The 14987-nt window shown below is 64.6% G+C and carries 13 protein-coding genes; 2 read left to right on the top strand and 11 right to left on the bottom strand.

The annotated features are described in order from the left end of the window. Positions 1-172: 172 nt before the first annotated feature. Positions 173-1408, bottom strand: a complete 1236-nt coding sequence (locus A9971_RS29070) for an acyl-CoA dehydrogenase family protein (protein ID WP_183000338.1) — start codon at positions 1406-1408, stop codon at positions 173-175. A gap of 334 nt (positions 1409-1742) precedes the next feature. On the opposite strand from A9971_RS29070, the gene sfnG reads away from it, so the two are divergent. After that, on the top strand, positions 1743-2837 hold the full coding sequence (sfnG, locus tag A9971_RS29065; RefSeq protein ID WP_183000337.1) for a dimethylsulfone monooxygenase SfnG: 1095 nt from the start codon (positions 1743-1745) through the stop codon (positions 2835-2837). Between the two features lie 206 nt (positions 2838-3043). Here sfnG and A9971_RS29060 read toward each other — a convergent pair whose 3' ends face one another. Together A9971_RS29060 and A9971_RS29055 are read right to left on the bottom strand one after the other, a co-directional pair. Further along, positions 3044-3523: a nuclear transport factor 2 family protein gene (locus tag A9971_RS29060; protein WP_011061545.1), complete on the bottom strand. Its 480-nt coding sequence runs from the start codon at positions 3521-3523 to the stop codon at positions 3044-3046. Between the two features lie 58 nt (positions 3524-3581). After that, positions 3582-4145: a TetR/AcrR family transcriptional regulator gene (locus tag A9971_RS29055; protein WP_183000336.1), complete on the bottom strand. Its 564-nt coding sequence runs from the start codon at positions 4143-4145 to the stop codon at positions 3582-3584. Between the two features lie 386 nt (positions 4146-4531). Here A9971_RS29055 and pssA point away from each other — a divergent pair, with 386 nt between their 5' ends. Beyond that, the gene (gene pssA, locus A9971_RS29050) at positions 4532-5875 is read left to right on the top strand and encodes a CDP-diacylglycerol--serine O-phosphatidyltransferase (protein WP_183000335.1); all 1344 of its coding nucleotides are present in this window, start codon (positions 4532-4534) and stop codon (positions 5873-5875) included. A 212-nt stretch (positions 5876-6087) separates the two neighbouring features. On the opposite strand, the gene A9971_RS29045 is transcribed toward pssA, so the two are convergent. The 8 genes from A9971_RS29045 to A9971_RS29010 all read right to left on the bottom strand — a co-directional run bounded on the left by A9971_RS29045 (position 6088) and on the right by A9971_RS29010 (position 14893). After that, on the bottom strand, positions 6088-7293 hold the full coding sequence (locus A9971_RS29045) for an MFS transporter (RefSeq protein ID WP_011061542.1): 1206 nt from the start codon (positions 7291-7293) through the stop codon (positions 6088-6090). A gap of 183 nt (positions 7294-7476) precedes the next feature. Then, a complete protein-coding gene (gene efeO, locus A9971_RS29040; RefSeq protein ID WP_011061541.1) occupies positions 7477-8301 on the bottom strand; it encodes an iron uptake system protein EfeO in 825 nt (274 codons plus the stop codon). A 35-nt stretch (positions 8302-8336) separates the two neighbouring features. Then, complete coding sequence (gene efeB / locus A9971_RS29035; protein ID WP_161466292.1) at positions 8337-9647, bottom strand: iron uptake transporter deferrochelatase/peroxidase subunit; 1311 nt, start codon at positions 9645-9647, stop codon at positions 8337-8339. Positions 9648-9662: 15 nt separating this feature from the next. Then, complete coding sequence (efeO, locus tag A9971_RS29030; RefSeq protein WP_041118440.1) at positions 9663-10862, bottom strand: iron uptake system protein EfeO; 1200 nt, start codon at positions 10860-10862, stop codon at positions 9663-9665. Positions 10863-10870: 8 nt separating this feature from the next. Beyond that, positions 10871-11719: an iron uptake transporter permease EfeU gene (gene efeU / locus A9971_RS29025; RefSeq protein ID WP_011061538.1), complete on the bottom strand. Its 849-nt coding sequence runs from the start codon at positions 11717-11719 to the stop codon at positions 10871-10873. Between the two features lie 282 nt (positions 11720-12001). Next, entirely contained in the window at positions 12002-12907 is a 906-nt protein-coding gene (locus A9971_RS29020; RefSeq protein ID WP_011061537.1) for an AraC family transcriptional regulator, read from the bottom strand. Positions 12908-13150: 243 nt separating this feature from the next. Then, a complete protein-coding gene (locus A9971_RS29015) occupies positions 13151-14449 on the bottom strand; it encodes a glycosyltransferase (protein WP_077934202.1) in 1299 nt (432 codons plus the stop codon). Positions 14450-14533: 84 nt separating this feature from the next. Beyond that, positions 14534-14893 (bottom strand): response regulator, encoded by a 360-nt coding sequence (locus A9971_RS29010; RefSeq protein WP_041118434.1) that lies wholly within the window; start codon positions 14891-14893, stop codon positions 14534-14536. Positions 14894-14987: the final 94 nt, after the last annotated feature.

The following is a 14987-nucleotide window of genomic DNA, read 5'->3' as shown; positions in this document are numbered from 1 at the left end:
ACCGAGCGCCCGCCTGGATGACGCCTTCGCTGGCAAGCCAGCTCCTACGGGGCGGTGCGCCGAGATTTCGCTGCAGGAGCCGGCTTGGCGGCGAAGAGGCCGCTGGGCCGAGCGCTCGCCTGGATGACGCCTCCGCTGGCAGGCCAGCTCCTACGGGGGGCGGTGCCTGAGGTCAGCGCTGGGGGCCGTTGCCAATCTGCCAGACAAAGGGTGGCTCGCTGCCGTTGATCTTCCAGTCGCCGACGATCCGCGCCTTGTAGATCACTGGGTTGTGCGAAGACACGGTGCGCGCATTGCGCCAGTGCCGGTCCAGGGCCTTGCCCTGGCGAATGTCCGAAGCCCCCAGGGCATTGAACAGCTCGCTGGTGGCGCGCTGGACCAGTTCGGTGACCACCACCTGGGCCGTGGCCGATTCGATTTCCGCCGCCACATTGGCCGCACGCTCCTGGGCCGGGTCCCCGGCAAAGCGCGCCAGGTAGGCCTGTTGCGCAGGGGCTGCAGCACGCAGGGCGGCGGCTTCGGCGGCATACACCAGGGCCGCGATCTCGCCCACCACCTGCTGCACCTGGGCATCGGCGCTGGCCTGGGGCGCGTTGCCGTGGCTATAGATGCGCTTGCGCACCCGCACTTCGTGGGCCACATCACGTAGCGCCGCGCGGCCGATGCCGGCCAGGGTCGCCAGCAGCACCTGCTGGTAGAAAGCAGTCTGGTATTTGAAGCGGGTTGCGAAGTCGATGATGTTCTCGGCGTCCACTTCAGCGTCCTGGAAGCGCGAGGTGCCGCTGCCGGTGGTGCGCTGGCCGAAGCCGTCCCAATCGTCGCTCTGCTCGATGCCCGGCTGGCGGGTGCGCACCGCGGCAATCACGTCGCCACCGGTGTCCGTGCGCTGGGCATAGACATCGATCCAGTCGGAGAAAATGCTTCCGGTGCTGTAGAACTTTTCGCCGTTGAGGCGCCATTTTTCGCCATCCGGAGAGACTTTGGTGATGACCTGGCCGATGTCCACGGCGCCGATTTCGGTCCAGGCGCAGCCGACGATATCGCCTTCGACAAAGCGCTTGAACCACAGGTCCCGGCCCGGCCCGGGCGTGGCATTGAGCCGATCCTCGACAAAGGCAAAGTGCCCGCGCAGGGCCTGGGGCACGTTGGCGTCGGCCTCGGCCAGCTCGATCAGCAGCTGGAACAGCTGGGGCAGGGAAGCGCCGCCACCGCCATATTCCAGCGGCACCCGTACCGCGCCGAATCCGGATTCCTTGAGCCACTGGATGGGCTCGTAGGGCAGTTTGCGTTGCTGTTCCCGTTCCACCGCGCCACTGGCGATGCGCTGGAAGATCGGGCGAAAGCCTGCGGCCAGGGTCTCGTAGTCGACCCCCACGGACAGCGGATTGATTACCTGGTGTTCAGTCATGGTGTAGCTCCTGGGTTCGGCAGAAAAAAGCGCTGCAGGGTCCAGGCCGATTGCACACACCATGCCGAAGCCGCAAACGCCGGTTTGCCGGGGCAAGGGCTCCCGCAGAGCGCCTGCAACTGTTGCTCCGCCAACAGTTCATCAACAAAACAGCCCGTTTCCAGGGTTGGCCGGCCCCGCGCCGCCGCAGGCAGCGAGCCTCAGCCATTGCCCGGGAGAGGGCGTGCTTGAGGCTCCACACGGCGTCTGGCGGCCTACGCGCCGAGGGCTTCCAGGCCCTGGCACGCTTGCTGCTCTGCTCCGGGGTACTTTCCCAAGTCCCGAGGACCGAACCATGAGTCAGCAAGCCGTGAAATTTGCCTACTGGGTGCCCAACGTCAGCGGTGGGCTGGTGGTCAGCAAGATCGAGCAACGCACCCATTGGGGCATCGACTACAACCGCAAGCTGGCGCAGATCGCCGAGCAGGCCGGCTTCGAATACGCCCTGACCCAGATTCGCTTCACCGCTGGCTATGGCGCCGAGTACCAGCACGAGTCGGTGGCTTTCAGCCACGCACTGCTGGCGGCCACCGACAAGCTCAAGGTGATTGCGGCGATCCTGCCCGGGCCCTGGCAGCCGGCCCTGGCGGCCAAGCAACTGGCGACCATCGACCAACTGACCAATGGCCGTATTGCGGTGAACATCGTCAGCGGTTGGTTCAAGGGTGAGTTCCAGGCCATTGGCGAGCATTGGCTGGAGCACGACGAGCGCTATCGCCGGTCCGAGGAATTCATTCGCTGCCTGCGCGGGGTCTGGAGCCAGGATGCCTTCACCTTCAGGGGCGATTTCTATCGCTTCGACCACTACAGCCTCAAGCCCAAGCCCCTGGGCCAGCCGGAGATCTTCCAGGGCGGCAGCTCGCGGGCTGCCCGGGACATGGCGGCCCGGGTTTCGGACTGGTACTTCACCAACGGCAACAGTGTCGAAGGGATCAAGGCCCAGGTTGACGACATCCGCGCCAAGGCCGCGGCCAACCAGCACTCGGTGAAGATCGGAGTGAACGCCTTCGTGATCGCCCGGGACACCGAAGAGGAGGCGCGGGCGGTGTTGCAGCAAATCATCGATCAGGCCGACCCGGAGGCGGTGAATGCCTTCGGTGACGCCGCCCGGCAGGCCGGCAAGGCGTCCCCCGAAGGCGAGGGCAACTGGGCCAAGTCGAGTTTCGAGGACCTGGTGCAGTACAACGACGGGTTCAAGACCAACCTGATCGGCACGCCACAGCAGATTGCCCAGCGCATCGTGGAGTTGAAGGCGGTGGGTGTGGACCTGGTACTGGCCGGGTTCCTGCATTTCCAGGAAGAGGTGGAGTATTTCGGCCAGCGCGTGCTGCCGCTGGTACGCGAGCTGGAGGCCCGGGTGCGGTCCAAGGAACAGGAAGCCGCCGCCTGAAGCCGCCCCTTGCCGGCGAATGGGCCTCGCAGCCTTGTGCCGGGCTTGAGGGCGCTTTCGCTGGCAAGCCAGCTCCTACGGGGGCAGAGGAGGTGTGTTTTTTCGTAGGAGCCGGCTTGCCGGCGAACGGGCCTCGGAGCCTTGTACCGGGCTTGAGGGCGCTTTCGCTGGCAAGCCAGCTCCTACAAGGGCAGAGGCGGTGGTGATTACAGGCCCAGTTCGCTCAGGCCCGGATGATCGTCGGGCCGGCGGCCCAGGGGCCAGTGGAATTTGCGCTCCTGGGCCTTGATCGGCATGTCGTTGATGCAGGCAAAGCGCCGGGCCATCAAACCCTGTTCGTCAAACTCCCAGTTTTCGTTGCCGTAGGAACGGAACCAGTTGCCCGAGTCGTCGTGCCATTCGTAGGCGTAGCGCACGGCAATACGGTTGTCGGTAAAGGCCCACAGTTCCTTGATCAGGCGGTAATCCAGTTCCTTGGCCCATTTGCGGGTCAGGAACGCCTTGGCCTCTTCGCGGTTGTGGGCGAACTCGGCGCGGTTGCGCCATTGGGTATCCAGGGTATAGGCCAGGGATACCCGCTCCGGGTCCCGGGAGTTCCAGCCATCTTCGGCCAGGCGGATCTTTTCAATCGCCGACTCGCGAGTGAAAGGCGGAAGGGGCGGGCGCACTTGAGCGTTAGACGACATGATCTGTCTCCAATGAAAGTTGCTGTTCAAACAAAGAGGCTGCTCTTGTTTAAAACAATCAGAGGTCCAATAACTTTTGCGCCATGCATTGCGCATTATCAGCAGCACTGTGATTGCCCATGACAAGGGCAACGGTAATGGCGCCATCGATCAGGATCAGCAGTTGCGCTGCCAGTTCCTCAGGATGTTGCACGCCATGTTCCTGGCAAAGCTCGGTCACGTAGTCGAGCAGGTTCTGCTTGTGCCGTTTTGCTACTTGGCGCACCGGGTCTTGCGGGTCGCCGGTTTCGCCACTGGTGTTGATAAAGGCGCAGCCGCGAAAACCGGGGGTTGCGAACCAGTCCTTGAGCACGTCGAACAGCGCCAGCAGGCGCAGGGCCGGGGTCGCGGCCTGGTTCACCGCGCTGCAGAACCAGTGCATCCAGCGCTGATCGCGACGCTCCAGGGCGGCCACCACCAGCTCGTCCTTGTTGGTGAAATAGCGGTAGACGCTCTTGCGCGAGACGCCGGCGGTCTTCACCAGAAGATCCATGCCGGTGGCGGCAATGCCGTTCTGGTAGATCAGTTTCTCGGTGACATCGAGGATGATGTCTCGGGTTTCAGAGTGCATGATTTCGTTCATGTGGCGAACAGTAGAACGATCGTTCTTCTTGGTCAATTACATTTTTTGTTTTTCTTCGAAACTGGCCATTACCCTTTGTAGGAGCTGGCTTGCCAGCGAAGGTGTCATTGCGTCTTGCGCAGGGCTTGGGGCCCCATTCGCCGGCAAGCCGGCTCCTACAGAAAAGCACATCGAATCTCTCCCTATATGTAGGAGCTGGCTTGCCAGCGAAGGCGTCATTGCGCCTTGCACAGGGCTTGGGGCCCCATTCGCCGGCAAGCCGGCTCCTGCGCACAGTGGGCGGTTGCTTTGCTGAGGGAGGGCGTTATACATGCCAGGCAGGGGACTCCGGCCGGTCCATGGTGTAAGCTCTTGCGCTCTTTGGATTTGAGCCACTGCGAGCCCTAATGCCGTCGCTTTTCAAACGTTCCCTGCTGCCCAAGCTGCGCAGCTTCCCACTGGCCGCCGAGGCTTTCACCACGCTGACCGGCGCTGCGCAGTTTCGCCGCACGCTGCTGGAGCAGATTGCCCAGGCCCGCCGGCGCATCTATATCGTCGCGCTGTACCTGCAACAGGATGAAGCCGGCCAGGAAATCCTCGATGCCCTGCACGCCGCCAAGGCCGCCCGCCCCGAGCTGGAAGTGGTGGTCGTGGTGGACTGGCTGCGAGCCCAGCGCGGCCTGATCGGTGCCGGCAAGCAGCCGGGCAACTCGGCCTGGTACCAGCAAATGACCCGCACTCACGCCAGCGAGGTGCCGATCTACGGCGTGCCGGTTCAGACCCGCGAGCTGTTCGGGGTGCTGCACCTCAAGGGTTTCGTCATCGACGACTGCGTGCTCTACAGCGGCGCCAGTCTGAACAACGTGTACCTGCACAAGTTCGACAAGTACCGCTGCGACCGTTACCACCTGCTGCACAACCAGGCGCTGGCCGACTCCATGCACCACCTGGTGCAGCACGGCCTGGTGGAGTCGCGGGCAGTGCACCGCCTGGACCTGCCGAACCTGCCCACCACCCGCAGCCTGCGCAACGACATCGGCGATCTGCGCAGCCGCCTCAAGCACGCCACCTACGACACCACTGCCGGTGGCCTGGACAAGAGCGGGCTGTCGGTCAGCCCGTTGCTCGGGGTGGGCAAGGGCAACCCGTTGAACCGGGTGATCTGCGAGCTGATTGCCGGCGCCCAGCGCCAGCTGACCATCTGCACCCCGTATTTCAACCTGCCGCTGCCGGTGACCCGGGAGATCAACCGGGCTCTGGAGCGCGGGGTGAAGATCGACATCATCGTCGGCGACAAGACCGCCAACGACTTCTATATCCCGCCCAGCGAGCCGTTCAAGGTGATCGCCGCGCTGCCTTATCTGTATGAAATCAGCCTGCGGCGTTTTGCCAAGCGGCATCAGAAAGTGATCGACAACGGCCAGTTGAACCTGCACCTGTGGCGTGACGGTGACAACACCTACCACCTCAAGGGCATGTGGGTCGATGAGCGCTATACCTTGCTCACCGGCAACAACCTCAATCCGCGGGCCTTCCGCCTGGACCTGGAAAACGCCCTGTTGCTGGACGACCCCAAGGGCGAGCTGCTGCAGGCGCGCAACGCCGAACAGGCCGAGATCTATCGCCACACCCGCCGTATCGAGCACTTTCAGTACCTGGACAGCCTGGTGGACTACCCCGAGGCCGTGGGCAAGTTCCTGCGCCGGGTCAGCCGCGTGCGCATCGAGCGCTTGCTCTACCGCATGCTTTAACCCGTAGCCGCTGCCGAGATCCACAGGACCTTCAGCAATCTCAAGAGCGGCGTCTGCTTCGCAGCCGTTCGCAGCCTGCGGCAGCGGCTACAAAAGCAGCGCAGTACCTGTAGCCGCTGCCAAGCCTGCGAGGCTGCGCAAAGGTCCGCAGGGCCTTCAGCAACCTCAAGAGCGGCGTCTGATTTGCAGCCGTTCGCAGCCTGCAGCAGCGGCTACAGGTCTTTGGGCTGCGGGGCGGGCCAGATCGCGATCAGTACCAGCAGCACCGCCGCCAGCAGGTAGGGCAGGCGCGGTTCGATAGCGTAGATCAGGCTGCCGGCCATGGGCCCGATGACCACGCCCAGGCCCTGGGCGGCGCCGATGCTGCCGGCAGTCGCGCCCTGTTCCGAGGCCTCTACGGCATTCGCCGCCAGGGCCGAGAACGACGGAAACACCCCACCCATGCCTGCCGCCGATACAAAGAACGCCAGCCACAAGCCCCAGGCGCTGTCCACCAGCATGCTGCCGGCATAACCCAGCGCCGACAGCAGGGCGCCGTAGCGGATCATCCGCAGCGGCGGCCATTCCAGCTTGCGCACCACCAACTGCGCGCAGATCAGCGCCACGCCGACCATGGCCAGGGCCACCCCGGCCGTCTGGGCGGCATCGGCGGGGCTCATGTGCAGCCGGTCCAGGGCATAGAAGCTGACGGTGATCTGGGCCACCGACACACAGAGCATGGCGACAAAGGCCACCACCATGGGCCGGCGCAGTCGCGGGTCGCCCAGGCGTACCCGGGTCGGCGCCTGGGCCAGGTGCAGTTCCTGGCGCGGCAGTTGGTAGCGCAGCACCAGGAATGCCAGCAACGGCAGCACCGCCATGGCGTAGAACGGCAGGCTCAGGCTGTAGCGCGCCAGCAGCGCGGCCACCGCCGGGCCCAGCACCAGGCCCACGGCGTTGGCGGCGCCCAGAGTGGCCATGGCACGGGCGCGGTGCTGAGGCTCGACGTTATCGGCGATCAGGGCGAAGCCGCCCACCGGGATCGCCGCGTAGAAGGCGCCGATCAGGCCGCGGCCGAGCATCAGGCCGAGAAAGGCCATGGCGACGCTGGGCAGCGACTGCAGCGACAGGTCGATGAACAGGCACAAGGCCCAGTAGGCGAGGGTGAAGCCGGCGGTGCCCAGCAGCAGCACCCGGCGCCGGCCGAAGCGGTCGCTGGCCTGGCCCCAGGGGCGCGCCAGGAGCATCCAGATCACCCCGGAAACGGTGACGGCCGCGCCGGCGTGCCAGGTTTCCAGGTGCAGGGCCCGGGAGATCGGGCCGATCAGCGAGACGAAGGCCATCATCGACATGGTGCAGGCCATATAGGCGGCCATCAGTGGAACCAGCGAGAAGGGTCTGACGGTCAGCGGCGCGCTGGCGGCTGTGGAGCGAGGCATGAAGGGTCTTCCAGAAAGTCGATGGGCCGTGAACGTTAACGGGATAACGTGTCACAGCCCAGGCTTATCTGCATTCGTGATGATGTTGCCGGCGAAGAGGGCCTTGAGCCGGGCGTTGTGCCCAGGGCCGCTTTCGCTGGCAAGCCAGCTCCTACAGAGAGGATGGCGTGTTGGGTTCCGGGCTCAGTTCAGGCCCAGTTTGCCGCGCAGGGTGGAGAGGTCTTCGGCCAGGGTATTGACCGGGCCTACCAGGGCCTTGCGGTCGTTTTCCTTGACCTTGTCGTAGGTCATGAAGCCGCCGTCGGGGGTTTTGTACTTGGCCAGGATCTTGTTCACCGTGGCGAAGTTCTTGTCCACCTTGGCGACAAAGGCCTTGTCCTGCTTCTCGATCTGCGGACGGAACAGGTCGACGATTTTCTTCGCCCCGTCGATGTTGCCCTGGAAGTCGTAGAGGTCGGTATGGCTGTAGCGGTCTTCTTCACCGGAGATCTTGGTTGCGGCCACTTCTTCCAGCAGCGCGGCGGCGCCACCCACGACTTTTTCCGGCGGGAAGGTCAGGCCGGCGACGCGGGTCTGCAGGTCCTTGACGTCCTTGTTCAGGCCGTCGGCCAGCTCGCCCAGGCCTTCGGTGCTGTTTTCCGAGAACAGCGAGTATTCCAGGCGGTGGAAACCGGTGAAATCTTCGGCCTTGACGCCTTTCTCGTGGTCGTCGACCCGGGAGTCGATGGACGCGTCCAGGTCACTGAAGAGCTCGGCGATCGGTTCGATCGACTCGTAGTAGACCCGGGTCGGCGCGTAGAGCTTCTTGGCGGCGGCCAGGTCGCCCTTTTTCACCGCATCGGTGAACTGCTGGGTGTGGCTGGCCAGTTCGTCGAGCTGCTCGGTGACGTAGATCTTGTAGTCGGAGATCGGCCCCACCAGCTCCAGGGGCGCAGTTGCGGCGAACGCCGAAAGCGGCGCGTGGAGCAAGCCAAGGGTCAGCAACACAGCGAGAGGCGACTTTTTCATGGGACTTTTCCGTGGGGGTTGTTGTGTTAGGGGTGTCAGGCAGTGCTTTTAGGTCCGGTGGCATCGAGCAGCGAACGCCCGATGAAATCCTCTTCGCCGGTGACCCCCGGCAAGGTGAAGAAGTAACCGCCACCAGTGGGCTTGAGGTACTCCTCCAGGGGTTCGCCGTTCAGACGGGTCTGTACGGCGATGAAGCCTTTCTCCAGGTCGGCCTGGTAGCAGATGAACAGCAGGCCCATGTCCAGCTGGCCGTTCTTGTTGACCCCGTTGGAGTAGTTGAACGGCCGGCGCAGGATCAGGTTCTGCTGGCTCTGGGCAGTGCGCGGGTTGGCCAGGCGGATGTGGGCGTCGAGCTTGGTGACCTTGCCATGGGGGTCCCGGGCGTAGTCGGGCACCTGGCTTTCCTTCTGGCCGTCCATGGGCGCGCCACTGGTCTTGATCCGGCCGATGATGCTTTCCTGCTCCTGCAGCGGGGTGCGGTCCCAGCGTTCGACGAAGTTGCGGATGATCCGCACTGCCTGGTAGCTGCCATGGGCCGCCCAGGCCGGTTCGTCACTGCCGGGCTGGACCCAGACGATCTGCTGCATGGCCTTCGGGTCGTTGGAGTCGGGGTTGGCCGAGCCATCGCGAAAGCCCAGGAAATTGCGCGCACTCTGCGCCGGCTCGCCGGGCTTGGCCGGGGCCTGGGGCGGTACGCTGCCTTCCTGTTTCCAGCGCACCAGCAGCAGGTCGGGCAGGTTCTTCACGATGTCGCGCAGGGCGTGGATGTTGGTGTCGGCGGTGTTGGAGCAGAACTGCAGGCTCAGGTCGCCGTGGCAGCAGGCGGGCTCCAGGGCATCGTTGGGGAAGCCCACCATGCGGATCAGGCGCTTGGGTTTGGCCGCCTCCAGGCCGAAGCGCTCGTCGAACAGCGATTCGCCCACCGAGACGGTGATGGTCAGGTTGTCCGGGGTCACCACCGGGCCGAGGATGCCGGAGTCCAGGGGCGGCAGCTTCGGGTCCACCTGGGCCACCGGGCCACCGCGCATGAGAAAGGCAATGCGTTGGTCGAGGGTGCGAAACAGCCGTTCCAGGTCGTCGCGGTCGCTGGCCAGCACATCGAAGGACACCAGCATGCCCGCGGCCGGGCGCGGGGTGACGATGCCGCTCTGATGCTGGCCATGGAAGTCGTGGCGGTCCTGGGTCTTGTCGCTGCTGGGGGCTTCGGTGACCTGGGCGGGCGCGGCGGCCATGGCCGGGCAACTCAGGCTACTGCCGGCCAGGGCCACGCCGGCGGCGCCCATGCCCAGCAGCACGCGCCGACGCTGGGCGGAAAAAGACGGATTGGGCTGATCTGAATCGTTCATTGAAAACTCGTCTTGTTACAGGCCGGAAAGGCCAAGTGCGGGATCAATAGCGTCGAGGGCGTCGGCCAGGGCCTTGGCTTTGTCGGCGATCTCTTTGCGCTGCCGGGCGTCGACCTGGTCGTAGGCCACATAGCCGAAGCCGTCGCGCAGGCTGGCCAGGCGAGTGGCCAGGGCATCGGCGGCGCTGTCCACCTGGGGTAGCAATTGGGCCGCGGACTTGGCCAGCAGCGGCCGCAGCAGGTCGATGACCTTGCGGGTGGTTTCCAGGTTGGCGGCAAAGCCGTTGAGGTCGCTGTGGCTGTAGCGTTCCTCTTCACCGCTGCTGGCCCGCAGGTCGGCCAGGCTGCGCATGTTGCGCGCGACGATGCTTACCAATTGCTCCGGTGGCAGGGTCTGGGCCAGCAACTGTTCCTTGAGGCTGACCACGTCGCTGGACAGGCGCTGAGCTACGGGAGCCAGGCCTGCCAGGTCATTTTTCTGGAACAGGCCGTATTCCAGGCGGTGGAAACCGCTGAAGCCCGGATCCTGTTCGCGCTGTTCGAAATAATCGGCACGGGCGTTGATGGTGTTGTCCAGCTCGGCCAGGCGCTGGGCCGCCGGGGCCAGGCGCTGATAGGCTGCGCGGGCTGGCAGGTACAGCGCCTGGGCCTGTTTCAGGTCGCCGGCGTCTATGGCCTGCTGCAAGGCGTTCACTGCCTTGACCAGGGCACTGCCCTGGGTGCTGAGGTAGACCCGGAACTCCGACAGCGGGCCGATAAAGGCCACCATCGACGGCCGCGCCTTGGCCTGGGCGTCGGACTCGGCGGTCGGGGTCACGTGCAGGGTGCCGCGGGGGTTGCTCAAAAGCCCGCAGGTGATGGCGTAGTCCCCTGGCTGCAGGTTGGCGTTGATCACCTGGCTCAGGCCCGGGGCGATGTTTTCCCGTTCCTCCACCACCAGCACGCCGTCGAGAATTTCCCACTCCACGGCGCGATCCGAACGGTTGACGATGCGGAAGCTGGCGCGCCCGGCCGGGACTGTCAGCGCGTTGGGTTCACAACTCTTGGGGTGGATGGTCACGGTGATCTCGCCCTGGTGGGCCTGGCGCTTGCTGGCGGCCAGTTGCGAGGCGTAGTAGAACAGCCCGCCGGCGGCGATCATGACGATCACCGAACCGGCAACCGCCCAGCGCAGAGCGCGGGGAGGCGAGGCCTGGGGAGAGGCTTGCTGGGTCATGGGGAGCCTTACTGACTGGAAACGGAAGACGTTGAGCCGGGCGCCTTGGCTGGGGCGCCGCCGGGCAGGAAGAACAGCACCAGGGTCACGGCCAGGTACAGCACATAGGCGCCGAGGGTGCTGATGGTGGGGGCGTCCTGGTAGCCGAACATGCCGGCCAGTACCGAACCCACCGGGCCATCCATGGGCAGGCTGGCGCTGAAGTCGAAGAGTACGGTCTGCAGGTGGTTCCAGACCCCGGCTTCATGCAGGGCCTGCACCGAATTGGCGAGGATGCCGGCGGCCACCACCAGGATGAACAGCCCGGTCCAGCGAAAGAAGGCGCCAAGGTTCAGGCGCATGCTGCCGGTGTAGATCAGGAAGCCGACGATGATCGCTGAGATCAGGCCCAGCAGGGCGCCTATGGGCGCGCCCGGGCCTTCGCTCTGCTGGAACACCGCCAGCAGGAAGAACACGGTTTCCAGGCCTTCGCGGGCCACGGCGAAGAACACCATGGCGATCAGCGCCGTGACCTGGTGCTTGGAGCCGGCCAGGGCGTGGTCCAGGGAGACATGCAGGGAATGCTTGATCGAACGCGCCACCTTGCGCATCCAGAACACCATGGAACTGAGGATGCCCACGGCCACCAGGCCGACGATGCCTTCGAAGAGTTCCTGCTGCTTCTGCGGGAATTCGGCGCTCATCAGTTCCAGGCCGCCGCCCACCAGCAGGGCCAGGGCCGCGGCGAGGAAAACCCCGATCCACACGGCGGGCATCCACTGGCCACGGCCAGTCTGTTTCAGGTAGCTGGCGATGATGCCAACGATAAGCGCGGCTTCAATCCCTTCGCGCAACATGATCAGAAATGGAACGAGCATTCAGCACCGGTGGGCAAATAGGCTAGGGGGTAATTTGTAACATAATGATACTCATTGCTAAATGAAGATTATTGACAACTGCTGAACGGAAGCTGAACGGGTCTCGTTTACCAAGCCTAGACCGGTTTGTTGGCTCTGGGGGGGGCGATTGTTCCCTGCGCCGGGCGTGGGGGCGCTTGCGCTGGCAAGCCAGCTCCTACAGCTGGCGTGATATTGGGGGGCTTTTGTAGGAGCCGGCTTGCCGGCGAACAGGCCCTTGAGACCTGCGCCGAGCGTGGGTACTCAGCCGAGGTTCTGTTCGGTCAGGCGTTGCACCGCCAGGCGGCGGTAGTGGGAGGGGGTCATACCCTTGAGCTGCTGGAAGCGCCGGTTGAAGTTGGAAATGTTGTTGAAGCCCGACTCGAAGCACACGTCGGTCACCGGTTTGTCGCCGTCGGCCAGCAGTTCACAGGACTTGCTGATGCGCAGCCGGTTGACGAACTCGACGAAGCAGCGCCCCGTGGCCTGCTTGAACACCCGGGAAAAATAGCTGGGCTTCATGCCCAGGTAGTCGGCCACTTCCTCCAGGGGCAACTCCCGGGCGTAGTGGGCAAAGATGTAGTCCACCGCGCGGTTGGTGCGGTCGACGCTGTGTTCGTCCGCCAGTTGCACGCTGGTGGCGCCGGACAGCAACTGGTAGTCGTCGCAGGCCGCCAGCAGCTCCATGAGGATGAGGAAGTGGCCAAGGCGGGTGATGCCGCTGGAGTCGGCGATGCGCTGCATCAGTGGCAGGGCCTGGGCGATGGTTTGCGGGCAGCGGAACTCGATGCCGTACTGCGCCCGCTCCAGCAGCGGGCTGAGGTTCTTCAGCTCGGCGAACACCTGGCTGCCACTGTCGAACAGCTCATCGGTGAAGTTCACCAGCATGTCGCGCTTGGCCACCACTTCGTCCTCGGCCACCTGGCTGATCCAGTTGTGGGGCAGGTTGGGGCCAGTGAGAAACAGCGTCTGCGGGTAGAAGTTGCCGATGTAATCGCCGATGAACACCTTGCCGGAGCTGGCGACTATCAGGTGCAGCTCGTATTCCTTGTGGAAATGCCAGCGCACCAGAGGGCAGGGGAAGCCGTGCTGGCGATAGATGATGGACAGGCCGTTGTGGTCGTCCATCAACTCATAGGAGGGGTCGGTGATCTTGCCGGGTCGGCTCATGGCGCGGGCCTGTTCTTGTTGTAGGCCCGGCTGATAATGCCTCGTGGCCCGCTCGCGCACCAGAGAAGGCGTTCTCAGGGTTGGCGCCCTGTTCGCCGGCAAGCCGGCTCCTACAAGGGCACCGCCGACATCACGCCAGCTGCAGGAGCTGGCTTGCCAGCGAAGGCGGCCTCATGTTCGGCGCAAATCCCAGGGCCTGTTCGCCGGCAAGCGCACCGCCGGTAGTGCGCCAGCGAAGAAGGGTCAGGAGGCCGGGCGGTTTTTCGCTTCGATCCACTGCGCCATGTACTGGGTGCTCTTGTGATGGTGGTGACGCAGCATGGCGCCAGTGAAGTTGTCCCGGCGCAGTTGCTCCAGGTGCTGGCGGCAGTGTTGCAGGCGCTGGATCAGCGCCGGGCCGTGGACTTGCTGGCGGTAGCGCGCTTCGAGCAACTGCCGGCCATCCGCCTGGGCCTGCTCCCACAGCTGCCGGTCCTGATAGAGGCGCACCGCGGCCGCCGCCAGGCCACTGGCAGATTCAGCCACCGCCCCTGGCCATGGCAGGCCGTCCTGGGACATGGATTCGCTGCCCACCGGGGTGGTGACGCTGGGCGTGCCGCAAAGCATGGCATCGAGCAGCTTGCCCTTGATCCCGGCGCCGAAACGCAGGGGCGCCAGGCAGATCCGCGCTGCACTCATCACCTGCAGCGCATCCTCGGCCCAGTTCATGATGTGAAAGCCCTGGGCCGGGTTGTGCAGCGCCGCGGCCTTGGGCGGGGTGTAGGCGCCGTACAGGTGCAATTGCGCGCCGGGCAATTGCTGGCGGATCAGCGGCCATACGCGGTTCTTCATCCACAGCACGGCGTCCCAGTTCGGCGCATGGCGAAAGTTGCCGATGCTCAGCAAGTGCGCCCGCTGCTCGAAGGGAGCAAAGCCCTGCGGCAGTTGCTCGAGCATCAGCGGGCACCAGTGCAGCAGGGCCGGCGGCAAGTGGAACTGCTGCACCAGCAGCTCGATTTCCACCTCGGAGATCATCAGGCTCAGGTCGCAGCGATAGATGGCGGCGATCTCGCGCTTGGCCAGGTCGGTGACGGCCATGTGCTGGAATTCCTGCTCCGGCGCCTGGGCGAACAGCGGGCTGAAGTCGTCTTCCTCGGTGCCCTCCTTGAGAACATCCTTGAGGCGCTGGTGCCGGGCATGACGCAGGCATTGCAGGTCGGAGGTCTCCAGCACCCGCAGGGCATTCGGGCAATGCTGCTCCACCCGCCAGCCGAATTGTTCCTCCATCATGAACTGGTCGAACAGCACGATATCCGGTGCCAGCTCGGCGACGAAACGGTCAAAGCTGGCGTTGTTGAGTTCGATCGGGCATTCACGAATGCCCAGGGCCGTCAGGTCTTCCTTGTGTTCGCCCTCGTTGGCCGGGCTGCTGAAGATCAGCTCCCAGCCCTGGTCGAGGAAGCTCTGGAGGATCTGCATCATGTGCCCGCTGGCGGCGGAGGAGCGGGGTTCGGGCCAGACGTAACCAATGATCAGGACTTTGGTTGCGGCAGTGGGGCTCATGAGCGGGCATTCCTGGCAGGCGGGGGGGTAAAAAAGGCCGCCATTAAACCACAGCGCGTCAGCGCCCGAGCAGGCTGCCTGGCCTCAGCCGAGAATGCTGCGCACCTTGTCGCGCAGTTGGTCGATGGAGAACGGCTTGCCGATGACCGACATGCCGGCCGGCACCTCGATGGACTCGGCGTAACCACTGGCGAACAGCACCGGCAACTGCGGCCGCAGGGTGCGGGCACGCTCCGCCAGCTCGCGGCCGTTCATCCCGGGCAGGCCGACATCGGTCATCAGCAGGTCGATAGGTTGCCCGGCGTCCTCCAGCAGGCTCAGGGCCGCTTCGCTGCCGTCGGCCTCCAGCACGCTGAACTCCAGTTCTTCAAGGACATCGACAATCAGCATGCGCACGATGGCATCGTCTTCGACGACTAGGATGGTGGAGGCGCTGGCGGGCATAGGGACACTCTCAAGAAATGAATTCGGCGGGGCAGTGCGGCAGGCAGCCCTTTGCATCAGTAAGTGCCGGCTTGCCACAAGTTCCCGAAGCTGT

This window comes from Pseudomonas sp. UME65 (assembly GCF_014170225.1).
Classification (GTDB): domain Bacteria; phylum Pseudomonadota; class Gammaproteobacteria; order Pseudomonadales; family Pseudomonadaceae; genus Aquipseudomonas; species Aquipseudomonas protegens.
Note: the sequence above shows the minus strand (reverse complement) of the source record. Positions and strands in the feature narration are given on the sequence as shown.

Coding starts and splice junctions, on each gene's coding strand:
- efeU (WP_011061538.1), bottom strand. CDS start 11,719: ATGCTCGTTCCATTTCTGATCATGTTGCGCGAAGGGATTGAAGCCGCG.
- efeB (WP_161466292.1), bottom strand. CDS start 9,647: ATGAACGATTCAGATCAGCCCAATCCGTCTTTTTCCGCCCAGCGTCGG.
- A9971_RS29060 (WP_011061545.1), bottom strand. CDS start 3,523: ATGTCGTCTAACGCTCAAGTGCGCCCGCCCCTTCCGCCTTTCACTCGC.
- A9971_RS29010 (WP_041118434.1), bottom strand. CDS start 14,893: ATGCCCGCCAGCGCCTCCACCATCCTAGTCGTCGAAGACGATGCCATC.
- pssA (WP_183000335.1), top strand. CDS start 4,532: ATGCCGTCGCTTTTCAAACGTTCCCTGCTGCCCAAGCTGCGCAGCTTC.
- A9971_RS29070 (WP_183000338.1), bottom strand. CDS start 1,408: ATGACTGAACACCAGGTAATCAATCCGCTGTCCGTGGGGGTCGACTAC.
- A9971_RS29015 (WP_077934202.1), bottom strand. CDS start 14,449: ATGAGCCCCACTGCCGCAACCAAAGTCCTGATCATTGGTTACGTCTGG.
- efeO (WP_041118440.1), bottom strand. CDS start 10,862: ATGACCCAGCAAGCCTCTCCCCAGGCCTCGCCTCCCCGCGCTCTGCGC.
- A9971_RS29045 (WP_011061542.1), bottom strand. CDS start 7,293: ATGCCTCGCTCCACAGCCGCCAGCGCGCCGCTGACCGTCAGACCCTTC.
- sfnG (WP_183000337.1), top strand. CDS start 1,743: ATGAGTCAGCAAGCCGTGAAATTTGCCTACTGGGTGCCCAACGTCAGC.
- A9971_RS29055 (WP_183000336.1), bottom strand. CDS start 4,145: ATGAACGAAATCATGCACTCTGAAACCCGAGACATCATCCTCGATGTC.
- efeO (WP_011061541.1), bottom strand. CDS start 8,301: ATGAAAAAGTCGCCTCTCGCTGTGTTGCTGACCCTTGGCTTGCTCCAC.
- A9971_RS29020 (WP_011061537.1), bottom strand. CDS start 12,907: ATGAGCCGACCCGGCAAGATCACCGACCCCTCCTATGAGTTGATGGAC.